Source organism: Bacteroides sp. Ga6A2, from assembly GCF_000702225.1.
Classification (GTDB): domain Bacteria; phylum Bacteroidota; class Bacteroidia; order Bacteroidales; family Bacteroidaceae; genus Ga6A1.
Genome location: NZ_JNKX01000017.1, coordinates 19,298 through 32,063, shown reverse-complemented (window position 1 = coordinate 32,063; position 12,766 = coordinate 19,298). Strand labels below are relative to the sequence as shown.

General features: G+C 45.9%; 7 protein-coding genes. 3 read left to right on the top strand and 4 right to left on the bottom strand.

Annotation, left to right across the window (positions count from 1 at the left end; translation table 11 throughout):
• Positions 1-25: 25 nt before the first annotated feature.
• Positions 26-1,867, bottom strand: coding sequence for a right-handed parallel beta-helix repeat-containing protein (locus T538_RS0105815; protein ID WP_031532635.1), 1,842 nt, complete (start codon positions 1,865-1,867; stop codon positions 26-28).
• A gap of 125 nt (positions 1,868-1,992) precedes the next feature.
• Here T538_RS0105815 and T538_RS0105810 point away from each other — a divergent pair, with 125 nt between their 5' ends.
• The 3 genes from T538_RS0105810 to T538_RS0105800 all read left to right on the top strand — a co-directional run bounded on the left by T538_RS0105810 (position 1,993) and on the right by T538_RS0105800 (position 7,344).
• The gene (locus tag T538_RS0105810; RefSeq protein ID WP_051655905.1) at positions 1,993-4,074 is read left to right on the top strand and encodes a putative porin; all 2,082 of its coding nucleotides are present in this window, start codon (positions 1,993-1,995) and stop codon (positions 4,072-4,074) included.
• Positions 4,067-4,918, top strand: coding sequence for a transporter substrate-binding domain-containing protein (locus T538_RS0105805; RefSeq protein WP_031532633.1), 852 nt, complete (start codon positions 4,067-4,069; stop codon positions 4,916-4,918). Before T538_RS0105810 ends, T538_RS0105805 begins: the two co-directional genes overlap by 8 nt.
• 155 nt (positions 4,919-5,073) lie before the next feature.
• Positions 5,074-7,344 (top strand): TonB-dependent receptor, encoded by a 2,271-nt coding sequence (locus tag T538_RS0105800; protein ID WP_081834880.1) that lies wholly within the window; start codon positions 5,074-5,076, stop codon positions 7,342-7,344.
• Positions 7,345-7,403: 59 nt separating this feature from the next.
• Here T538_RS0105800 and T538_RS0105795 read toward each other — a convergent pair whose 3' ends face one another.
• From T538_RS0105795 to T538_RS0105785, 3 genes are all read right to left on the bottom strand, one after another.
• Positions 7,404-10,499: a glucosidase family protein gene (locus tag T538_RS0105795; protein ID WP_155993017.1), complete on the bottom strand. Its 3,096-nt coding sequence runs from the start codon at positions 10,497-10,499 to the stop codon at positions 7,404-7,406.
• Between the two features lie 7 nt (positions 10,500-10,506).
• Complete coding sequence (locus tag T538_RS0105790) at positions 10,507-11,403, bottom strand: AraC family transcriptional regulator (RefSeq protein WP_031532630.1); 897 nt, start codon at positions 11,401-11,403, stop codon at positions 10,507-10,509.
• Positions 11,404-11,542: 139 nt separating this feature from the next.
• Entirely contained in the window at positions 11,543-12,742 is a 1,200-nt protein-coding gene (locus T538_RS0105785) for a tetratricopeptide repeat protein (RefSeq protein ID WP_031532629.1), read from the bottom strand.
• Positions 12,743-12,766: the final 24 nt, after the last annotated feature.

Genomic DNA, 12,766 nt, shown 5'->3' with positions numbered 1-12,766 from the left:
TTTCTTGCCTCGTTGCTTTCTACAACTATTGCGCTTCTACCGGCAGAATGTCTTTCTTGCCGTTGTTGCGCCATTTCATGTTCTTGCCGTTCTGATTGGTGCCGAATTTCTCCTCAGGACAATAATTGTTTTCGATAACGAAGCCGTTTGTCGCCTCGTCGCAATAGATGTAGAAGACTCTGTCGTTTGTGGCATAAGGCGCAGCTCCGTAATCTTTTATTATATTGTTGCTGATGACCGAGTTTGGCTGATTACTAAGCGTGTAGATTCCGCCGGCATCGTGCAACTGTTCGGCAAACAGTTTTATGATGTTATTGGTGATGCGGTTGTTCTTCATGTCCGATTTCAGAGCCGTCCAGCCCCAGCCCACACAGATTCCGCTCCAGTTGCAATGGTTTATTGTGTTGCTGTCTATGCTGATGTCAGAAACGTAACCGGCATTTATCGCCGCGCATCCCCAATCCTCACCAGTTGCGCTGACTATCAGATTGTTTTTTATCGTTATTCCCGAGCAGATTTCACCGGTGTTTGCGGCTTTGTACGGAACGTGAGTTTCGAATCCGCCCGACGGAAATGCTCCGACCATGATTGCCGTTCCGCCGATGCTTTCGAAGATGCAATTTTGGACGGTGGAATTCTTGCATCCCCACTCAAAGTCGATGGCGGTAGAGGCCATATAGTTGAAGTTGCAATTGCTGAATGTCACGTTGTTTGCCCCTCTCACCGAGATTGCGGTTCCCGGACGGCAAATCCACGCTTGGTTTTCGAGCGATGCTTTTTCCGGCAATCCCGGGACTTCGAGTTTGTAGGCATCAACAATCGGGAATCCACCTTGCAGAGTAACGTTTCCGAAGTAACTTGGACGAAGCCATGCCGTATGGGCAAACGTCACGTTTTTGAAGACGATGTTGCAGACTTGACGAGAAAGCGTTCCGTCGATTTTTATAAGCGTCTGCAACGCTGGAGCGACAAGCCCCTCGGGACATACATCTGCGCTCTCGCTCGTCTTTTTGAACAGTTTTTTTCCGAAGAAAGGTTCGGCGCAATAGTAAATTTTGTGAGTCGAAAGGTCCTGATACCACTCGCCCGGCTCATCGACCATGCACAAACCGTTGTTCAGACTAAAGGCAGAACTTCCGTTCTCTCCGTCTACAACCGGTTGCGGCCACGGATGTTCAAATTCAATTCTGCTTTCTGGCTCATGAAATGTTACGCGAGTCTTCTCACCCTCGACAATCATGTCTTTTATGCGAAGAGTTGCTGACGCCCATCGCTGAACGATGTGCATCTCTATCTGCTTTTCTTTATTTAACTCTTCGATATTTGCCGGAGTCGGAATCACGATTTCACGCTTCTCCTTGTCAAAATCGATAATTCTGTCGTACGTTCCGTCGTTCTGAATGTTTGATGCCCGGTTTATTCCCAGTCTGGCGTAGTAAAGTTGCCTTATCTCGAGCGGATGGGTGCCTACAATCGGGGCATCAAACTCGTAGATATTCCCTTTTCTTTCGCCTTTTTTCAACTCAATTCCGCCGCTAATCCACGAGCCATCTCCGTCTACTATTGTGGGTGAATTTTGTGTGCCGCTGTCTTCTGGACGTATAAACAACGGTTCTGAAAGATAATGTATTCCCTTGCGCAGATGAATGGTTATGCCGTTGTTTGCCTCCGGCAACTTCAGCCTGCGCCATTCTCTTGCAATCCTAAATGCTTGTGCCAATGATTTTACTGGCTCATTAAAAGTGCCGTTGGCTTTGTCGTTTCCGTTGTTTGCATCAACATAAATATCTCCGGCGGAAATGGAATTAAAAGAGATAAACAGACAACAAATCGATACGAATATACGTTTTAAATGAAGCCTTTTCATAATTTTACAAGTATTTGATTTACAAATATAATTATTTTGCACTATCTTTGCACAGAAATATGAAGAATTTTTTTTATATATGTTTTTTTTGTGCCCTTGCGCCAGTCTCTGCAGCGGCACAAAGTTTGTTGAATAGTGACGGAACAGTCGTCACAGATCAGTATGGTGAACGTGTTGACAACGGAGACAGCCTTCGTCACGACGATGACAAAGTTGTTCCTGTTGATGTGAGGCAGTGGACTATCGACCGACGTTTTGGCGACAGAACAGCTGTCGATGCCGACACAGCCCGAATAAACTTCTACAATACGGTCTTCCCCGAGGGGATGACGGGACACTACAACCATATCGGAACGCTCGGTTCTCCGCGCATTTCGCGCATCTACATGGAACGAGAGCATAACACTAACATGTTCTTCACCGACCCGCTCGACTTCTTCATGACAAAGCCGACAAACTATTTGTTTTCTGATACGAAATCGCCATATACCAATATAACCTATCATAGCGCAGGCGATAAGAACGACGGCGACGACTGGCTCACGATAAAGTTTGCCACAAGCGCAAACAAGTATTGGGGCGGCGGATTCAAGTTCGATTATCTGTACTCGCGAGGATTCTATGTAAGTCAGTCATCATCATATATGAATGGTTCTTTGCATCTCTATCATCTTGGCGACAAATATCAGATGCAGTTTCTTTACAGTCATAATCACATGAAGATGGCTGAAAATGGCGGACTTACCGACGATTATTACATCATCGACCCTTCGCGTTTTTCAAGGTCGTACAATAGTACTGATATTCCTACATATTTGGAACGAAACTTGTGGCAGAGAAATGATAACAATCTGATTTTCCTGACTCATCGATACAACCTTGGATTTCATCGCGAGGTTGGCGATTCGGTAAACAAAAAACTTGAGTTCGTGCCTGTTACGAGTTTTATTCACACGCTTGACATTCAGAATAACGACCACGTTTTGATTGGCGGCAATATTCCTGCAAACTTCATAGACAGCATTTATAATCCGAGCAAACTTTTAGGCGATGACATCAACGATAAGGCAAAGACTCTGCTCGTTAAGAATACGTTTGCCATCAGTCTTCTCGAAGGATTCAATAAATATGCCGTGGCAGGAATAAAGGCTTTCATCTCACACGAGTTCCGCAGGTTCGGCTATCAGACTTGGCGACAGACGAAAAGCGTTGAATATCTGTTCTCTGACTATACGGCAAATCATGTGTACGAGTCGTACATCGACCCAACAATGAAATACGATACCCAGAACGACGTTAGAATCGGCGGACAGTTGGTACGTGCACATGGTGAGCACGTAAACTACAATGTTACAGGCGAATATGCCATTACAGGCGATAACTTCGGCGAGTATAACCTCAATGGAAATGCCGATTTGAACGTGAAGGTTCTGAACGATACGCTCGGACTTCATGTCAGCGGACTTATCGATAACTTTGCGCCGTCGTATTACATGACGACGTTCAGCTCGCGCCTGAAATCTTGGGGAACAAGCAGAGATGCCAAGTTCTCGCTTGATAATATGACGAGAATGCGTTTGCAGGGAACTTTGTCGTCTGAACGCACTCGCACCCGTCTGACAGCCGCTGTTGAGAACATCAAAAACTATGCTTATTTCTACAACGACAGCAATACGCAGCGCGACAACAATGGTCTGATTACCGCCTACAACAACAGCGTTGCCGTTGGACAGTACGACAAAAACATTCAGATTGTGAGTGCAAAACTCGAACAGAATTTCAAGCTCGGAGTGTTCCATCTCGACAACGAAGTAACGTATCAGTACACAAAAGACTACAATATTATTCCGCTGCCATCGTGGAATTTCTACCATAATTTTTATGTTGATGTAGCCTTGTCGCACAAGGTTCTGAAGTTGCAGATGGGCGTCGACTTGAAGTATTTCACGAAGTATTATGCTCCTGAATATTCGCCAATCGTCGGCCAGTATATGAACCAGAGCCAGAACGAGGCAGACAGGGTTGAAATCGGCGGATTTCCGTTTGCAAACGCCTACATGAACTTCTTCCTGAAGCGTCTGCGCTTCTATGTAACATACACCAACCTCTTCGAAGGTTCAGGCAACTCGATGAACTTCACCGTTCCTCACTACGCCATGAACCCAAGCATGCTGAGGTTCGGTCTTTCTTGGAACTTCTATGATTGATATCGAAAAAATCCGAAAGCACAAGAAGGCGATAAAGATTGCGCTGCTCTGTGCCGTTGTCCTTGCCTTTGCAGGAGTATTCCTTTTTGTGCAGAGAATTGCGCTGAACCGTGATTATGCACGCATTCAGAGAGCCGGCACGCTGAAAGTAACGTGCGAGTATGCCGACGGAGTTTTCTTTTCTGGCGAGAACGGCGAATCGGGTTTTCACTACGAGTTGATAAAGGAATTTGCCGAAAGTCACGGTCTTGCGCTGAGCATCAATGCCTCGAGTTCGTACGAGCAGATGTACAAGCAACTGAAAGAAGGTGCATGCGACCTCATCGCATCGCCTATCCCGATGGTCGAGACATCCGAGAAAGATTCGATTTTCGTGCTTACAAATTCGGTGTGCATAAACAGTCTTGTGCTGGTTCAGAGAGCTTTCAATCCTGACGATTCGACAAAATACATTAAAAGCGCGATGGAACTAGAAAACAGAACGCTCTACATTCCGAAAAGTTCGCCCTACATAATGCGACTCGAAAATCTGCAAGATGAAATCGGGGCAAACGTAAATATCGGCAGAATAAACAAATACGGAACGGAACAACTTCTTGCCCTTGTGGCCCACGATGATATCGACTACACCGTTTGCGATGCGAATATCGCCCGGCAATATTCAGCCGACTATCCTCAACTTGATTTTAGCAAAAAGCTGAGTTTTAATCAGTTCTATTCGTGGGCAGTACATAAGTCGAGCACGGGCTTGCTGAGAGAACTTAACGAATGGCTCGACAAATACAAAAAGACTGACGAGTACCGGGAACTTCTGAAAAAATACGGCTTCACGGTTGTGGAATAAGACATTTTTTAAAGGGTTACGCTTCTTTTTTTAGCCGTAACCTTTTATTTTGACCGGAAAATAAAGCACATAGAGATATGCCACCTAATTATAATTGAGTTTTTTTTAGTAACTTTGCGCGCTCTTAAAAAGACAAAACACAATACACTTATTATATGAGATTTATTTTTTTGATTATTACCTCCCTCATGGCGATGACTGTGTTTGGTCAGGATGCACACATTTTAGGTCATGTGTCAGACGAGCAGGGAGAATGTATGCGTTACGTCACCGTTAAATTGAAGGGGACATCAATCGGCACAATATCAGACGAAACAGGACACTATTTTCTGAAAGATATTCCCGTAGGACAGCAGACCGTTGTATTTTCGTACATGGGCTACATTACCGAAGAGCGTACCGTGAACCTGAAGAAAGACCAGATGCTTGAACTGAATATAAAAATGCGCGAGGAATCTTTCTTGGTAGACAACGTTGTTGTTACGGCAAACAAATATCAGACTAAAAGCAAGGAGGCTGCAAGCATCGTAAACGTGGTATCGCCTGTTCTCTTCGAGATGACCAATGCGCATAGCATGGCTGACGTTCTGAACTATCAGACTGGCTTGAGAGTTGAACAGACTTGCTCGAACTGCGGATTGCCACAACTCCGCATCAACGGTCTTGAGGGGCAGTATTCGCAGATTCTGATGGATTCGCGTCCGATCTTCTCGTCGCTTGCATCGGTCTACGGACTTGAGCAGATTCCGGCAGGAATGGTTGACCGCGTTGAGATTATCCGCGGAGGCGGTTCGGCTCTTTACGGCGCAAATGCCATCGGCGGCGTTGTAAACATCATTACGAAAGAGCCTACGCGCAACTTCGTAAACGTGCAACACAACTCGTCGCTTGTGGGCAAAGACAGTTACGACATCAATACCGCTTTCAATGCATCGGTAATTACCGACAACAGCAATATGGGGCTGTTTGTGTTCGGTGTTCAGCGCAATCGCAAGCAGTACGACCATAACGGCGACGGATTCTCGAATATTCCGTTGCTTAACAGCACTACGGCAGGACTCAGAAGTTTCTTCAAGACATCTGATTATGCAAAAATCACAGCCGAATATCATCATGTCGGCGAATATCGAAGAGGCGGATGCAACATCGACCTTCCCGCTCATGAGGCAGACCTTGCCGAGCAGTTGCGACACAATATCGATGCTGGCTCGCTGCGATGGGACTATTATTCGCCAGACGACCGCCATTACCTGTCTCTCTATAGTAGCCTTCAGCATATAGGTCGCGAAAGTTACTTCGGAACAAACAAAAATCTTGACGCCTACGGAAGCACGCAAGACTTCACGGCAGTTGGCGGAACTCAATACCGATATTCGTATCCTTTTGTAAAAGAACTAAAGGGCGATATCAGCGCAGGACTCGAATACACTTTCAATCACCTGCACGACCGTATTCTTGGCTACGGACGCGATATGAGGCAGGATGTAAAGATTGCAGGTGGATATCTCCAGAATGAATGGAAAAACCAGCAGATAAGCATCCTTGTGGGTGCGCGAATAGAGAAGCACAACATGCTTCATAACGTGGTGCTATCGCCAAGAGCCAACGTCAGATATACTCCTGTCGAAGATATGATTTTCCGCGTTTCGTACGCAAGCGGATACAGAGCACCACAGGCATACGACGAGGATTTGCACGTCGGAGCCGTGGGCGGAGAGGTTTCTCTCATCAGCATCGACCCAAATCTGAAGCCTGAATATTCGCATAGTATCAGCGGTAGCGCAGACCTTTATCATCACTTCGGGAAGTGGGACACAAACCTTACTATTGAGGGTTTCTACACCCGTCTGAACGATGTCTTTGCCTTGACTGAAAACGGTCACGACGAGAAGGGAAATCTGCTGCTCACTCGCGTAAATTCAGCAGGAGCATATGTTGGTGGCATAAACATCGAGGGAAAAGTTGGCTATCGCAAGACTTTCATGCTTCAGGGAGGTGTAACTTTGCAGAGAAGCCGCTATCTTGCCGATTTCACTTGGAGTAACAACCCGAACATAAAGCCGCAGCGCAGAATGTTCCGCACTCCAGACAAATACGGTTATTTCCTTGTCAGATACAGCCCTATTCATCCGCTCTCGTTCACGGTTGACGGAAAGGTTACTGGCGACATGCTTGTGCAGCATATGGCTGGATATATTGCTGAGGACGAAGAAATCCAGTCTGAAAGTTTCTTCGAGATGGGCGCAAAGATTTCATACGAAGTTCATCTTTACAAGCACTACACTCTTGAGTTCAGTACAGGAGTCAAAAACATGTTCAACCAGTATCAGACTGACTTGGACAGAGGCATGGATAAGGATGCTGGATACATCTACGGTCCTGCCCTTCCAAGAACATTCTACCTTGGTTTTAACTTGAAGATTTAAGTCTTATTCAGAAATAAAAAAGTCGGATTCCAAAAAATAAAGGAACCCGACTTTTTTGTTTATCGTTGCAACGTGATGCCCATTAAACCGGCAACCACGTTATTGCTAAGTGTTCGTAATCTGATGTATTTCAGTCGCTTCGATTTGTCCAGCGGAACATCGAGGATGATTCCCGCGCCGCCGTCAATCATAACCTGAGCACCTTTTGCGCCAAATTCGTTTTGCAGATTGTTGCTAACTTTTCCACTCTTCAGACAGAGGCGGTATTGTGACTCAGCATTTCGGTTGAACGCCAGTCCGTCCTCGTAGAACGCCTGCTCTATCGGAGCCCAGTTTACAGGGCTGTAGAGTGGATATTTCTGTATCGTCCCATCGGTATAAAGAAACTCCACAACGGCATTGTTAATGTTACATTGCATCGGATTTGTAGAGCCTGCCATCATCAGATATGCGTGCGATGCGCTTCCGCCGACACTAATCAGCGCTTCGTCGGGATAATTATCGAACAACGAGGTGTAGACAATATTGTTTCCTTCCTTCGGAGAAAGCCATTTTATGCCGTTTGGCGCAGTAAATATACTGTCTTTTATCGCCTTGCGCAGACCGCTGTCGTCGATGTTTACAGTATCTTTTGGGTGACACCATTCCGAATATCCGTGGATTGGAATCGTAAGCGTGGTATAAGGCGAGCGAGGCGATTCGTACCTGTTTCTGAATATGTCGGTTACCTTTGCGTTGAAGTACTTGCTGATGTCGATAGGCTCGAGCGCATCGACGTTGATGTCGCTGAACTGACCGGCAACAAGCGACGATTTGTCCCGCTCGCTCTCGTCGAGCGCGGTAGAAATCCACCATGCTCTGTTTTCCTGCTGAAGAAGAGCCAAGCCCGTGTTCACTCTCACGACTTTTGCCTTGCTCTTGCTAATCTTGCTGCCATTGCCTTTCAACTCGATGCTTACCTTCTGTCCTGCTTTTGCCAGCAGTTTGAATATTACGTGAGGCATGTCGAAACTCTCGTTGTCGCACCGGTAATCAAGAATCTGACAGCCATTTTTGATGTCGAACTTTGTGTATCTTGCAGGAATTCTTAGCGTTACGGTATCGACATTTGCAAAGTTATGCTTTATCTCGTACTTGTCCGATGTTCCCTCGCGTTTGAAATTGTAGAAGATGTCGGGCGTGGTGATGTCGGCATTTGCCCAGTCTTTCGGAAAGCCCGGATTTATGGTTAGTCTGCGATGCAAGGCATCTGGCTTTATGCCGAAAAGTCCCTGAATAACCAAGCGCGATGCTACTCCTACAGGGTCGCCGAAATCGCGGTAGCACTCGCCTCGGGCGGCGTCGTAATGGCTTATCTGACCGATGTTTCCGGGACTGCAGCCCATGTACATTCCGTCGAGAATGCAGCTCTTCATCAGTTTGAAGCCAGCCTCTTTGTTGCCTGCCTGAAAGAATGCGAGCGCGGTGTGCATAACCTCGGCAAAAGCCACATTATTTACGCTCCAATCGTATGGCATCCAATTAGACGACGAGATTGTGGCATAATCGCCGGCGTTAATCATCTCATCATCCTTCGTAATTCCGTTCGATTTTATTGGAATATGCGGAATGTTGTTTGTTACATATTCGGTTGCACGATAAGCCTGATGCGGCGTTGCGATGTCGCTGTCTATGGCGTGATAAACTGTCCAGACAGCAGGCGCGTCATGCTGACGTTTCAAGCCCATGTTGTCGTTGTATTCTGCCCATACGCCGCGGTCGTTCATCCATAGTTTGCTGTTTATCGCCTTCAGAATTTCCTCTGCCTCGGTACGGTATGGAGTCGCGTCCTCACCTATTAGTTCGGCAATTTCGGCTGCCATCTTGTTGGCTCGATAATTATATGCTGTTGAGTGAGTTACGTCACCACTATCGTAATAGAGACCGTCGCTTGCCCAGATGCACGCGTATGCGTCATAAAGATGATTGTTATCGGGGTCGAAGTTACGTTTTTCCCATGCCAGATGCAGCTTAAGTTTTTGCCACATCTCTCGCGCAAAATCGAGGTCGCCAGTCCAGTTTAGATGCCACAGAAGTTCGTCTATGTAGCACAGATTCATGTCGTAGTGATTCATGTTGTCTGCCTTGTTCGGATAGCGGCAGATGTAGCCGTTGCTATACATAGGCGAACCCCACTTTTTCTCGGCACGCGCGGAATTCAAGGTAGCATCCTGCATCGGATGACTGAATTTTTGCTCAACATTTGTAACCATGCTTTCGGCATAGTTGCTGAAATGCGTTCTTGCGCGGTCGTGCCAGCCAAGAAAGTCGCCCGAGTAACCCGCTCTCCACCCCGGAAGTTGAACACGCCATCCCACAGCCCCGTGCAACCACACTTTTTCATCCCATATACCGTCGGCAGCAGATGTAAGGACGCCGCCAAGAGTGTTAAGAAATTTATCTGGAGTATTTATAACTACTTGATTGGCAAGATGGTTGCTTTGTAACTGAGTAACGGCAAAGAGCATTTTCCCATCGTTAAGAGGCATCTTTGCAACCGAACCATCGTTATATCTTATATATATTTCCTTTTCTGGCTTTATCTCGGTTGTCATTAGCGGTTCGTGCTCCTTCGAAGCCTCAAAAAAGTTGGGCGTGGTTTCTACGCCCATGTCGCCATTTCGGTAAAGATGTTTCGCCTCAATCATCGAAACGACACAGCTTATATACGAGCCTTCGGGCATTTTGTTGCAGACAATCCGCCAGATAGCCTCGTCGTTGTCGTAACAGCACATAGCCGTCATGTCAATATCGATTCCGAGCGATGAGTTTCTTATGTAATATTTTCTCTGTCCAGGAAAGTAGTATGCTGTACAAAGTTCCAGTTCGTCGAAGTTCAGCCTCTTGCCGTCTGCCAGATGCAGAAAGAACTGGATGTTTCTTTTTTCTTTTTTTGTGAAGGTGGCAAACACAGGCCGGTCGCTTGTCTCGAGTCTGAAATCGGAGTGTCCGCCATATAGAGCGCGAGTGTATCTGTTTTTTCCGTTATAAGAGGCAAATCCTCTGCCTTCTGGAAAATACTGAAGACTACGCTCAGCCCTTTGTGCATATATGTCAGATGATGACGCTAAAGTTAATAAGAATGTTAGTGTGTATCCAAATCTGTTTATCCTCATGTACTTTTTAATGTTTACTGTTCTTAAAATCCGTTGGCGTCTGCCCGGTAAACCGCTTGAAGTTACTCAAAAACAGTTCGGGAGACGGGAATCCCAACTCATAAGCCACCTCCTTTGCCGTAAGTCTTTCTTCTGCAAGCAGTTTTTGGGCTTTTTTAATCTTCAAGGCGGCGAAATATTTGGCAGGCGATTCGCCGGTAATCAGTTTAAATTCCTTTCTGAACCACGAATAACTTACGCCAAGTTCTCTCGAAAGCACGTCCCAGTCTATCATTTCAGAGATGTGCTCGTTCATGTAAATCTTGCTCTGCTCAATTTTCTGCTTTGTCGAGAAACTAACGTCGTCGGTATTGTCGGCTGCGATGAACAGCAATCCGAAGATGTGGAACGTAATTCCCACAAGACAGTCCTGAAAATGCGAGAACTTGTTCTCTGCCATCGACAAGGCATTCAGAAACAACTGAATTATTTCAGAATTCAGACCAATGTTGAAGCAGCAGTTCTTCTGCTCCGGATATGTTCTTTTTATCAGATTGAAGAAGAAATCGCCCTCGAATCCGATGAAATATTCCTTCCATCCGGTTTTCTGAAGCGGATAATAGGTATGCCGCTGTCCGGGATAAAGCAGGATGATTGTACCTTTCTTAATGTGTATCTCCTCGCAATCGGGGTCGTCGAGATTTGGAATAAAGATGCCCTCTCCGTCGGTTATGTACACAAGCTGATACTCGTTGAGCACTCTGCCCTTCTTCACGCTGAACAGATAACTTGCGGGATGTTCGCTAACCGGATAGTTGCTTCCGGCAGGAATCTCCTGAAAGCCGACGGTATTTATCCATGCACCAAGTCTCTTCTCATCGTCGTGGTTTGTCAGATAAAAATAATTCGATTTAATAGTACACATTATAGTTAGCAGTACAAGTTTTTAATGATATAGAGTGCCACAAAGATACGAATTGTTTTGAATAAAAACAAGAAAACAAAAGAAAAAGGCAGACGTTATGCGCGTCTGCCCTATGAATAATACTGTTGTTAAACAAATATTAGTTGTTGATAAGAGCCTCGTACTCCTTAGTCTTAGCCTCGTTGTCTGTGTTGTAGTAAACACGATAGAGAGCCTGAATAAGAGTCTTGTCTTCTGGATTCAAAGCGCGAGCCTGCTCGTAGAATGGCTGAGCCTTGATGAAGAACTCCTTGAACTCCTTTCTGTCATACTTGTTTGTTGGAGTCTTGTCGCCATACTCCTGAGCCAAGAACTCGTAGCAGTTACCGATGCAAGTGTAGGCTGTACCGAAGTCGTCCTTAGCGTCGATAGACTTCTTGTAGTAAGAGATAGCCTCCTCGTACTTCTTGTTTGACTGCAACAGGTAACCCTTGATGAACAAGTTGTAGTAGTCGTTAGGGTTAGAAGCAAGCATGTCGTCGGCAAGCTTCATAGCCTTCTCCGGCTGGTTCTTTGAGTTGTAGTAGTCGACCATGCTACCGAAGAAGAACTGAGCCTCCTTAGGGAATGCCTTCATACCCTCGATAAGAGTCTCGGTATACTTAGCCTCGTCTTCCTTCTGCTTGTATGACTCAGCCTTGAACTGGATACTGTTCTTAGCCTCGTCTGCATTCTTTGACTTTGCACCATAAGCGGCATACTTGATAGCAGCATCGTAGTCCTTGTTGTTCATTGCTGCCATAGTAGCGTAGTAGCCGATAGTTGCAAGAAGTGTATCGGTTGCTGCAAGATTGTCCTTCTCGAACATCTTTAAGTTAACCTCGTCAACGTATGCGCCGAAGAACTTCTGTGCCTCTGGATACTTGTGAGCGTTGAAATAGTGGATACCACCGTTGATAAGGTTACCACGGTCTGCCTTCATGCGGGCTGCGTTGTCCTTTCTGTGCTTGAACTTAACCTTTCCCTTTGCATCTGGAACAGCCTCAAGTTCGTCGCACTTAGACCAGAACTCATACATCTTTACAACGCTGTTGTAGAACTTAGTTGTGTCGTAAGGCTTGCGAAGATACATCTTCTGGTTTTCCTCGTCGTTGATTTTTGACTGAACATAGCCAGCAATGTGCCATGCTTCTGCATTACTCTTAGTTTCAGGGCTGTTTGTTGCATCGAGGATAAGAGATTCTGCCTTGGCAAAGTTCTTGCCGTCGGCTTCTGCCTTAGCCTGCTTGATATTTGCAACCTGTGCGAAAGATACACCAGCAAGCATCATTAGAGATGCTGACAATAATACTTTCTTCATTTTTAGATTTATTAAATTAAACGT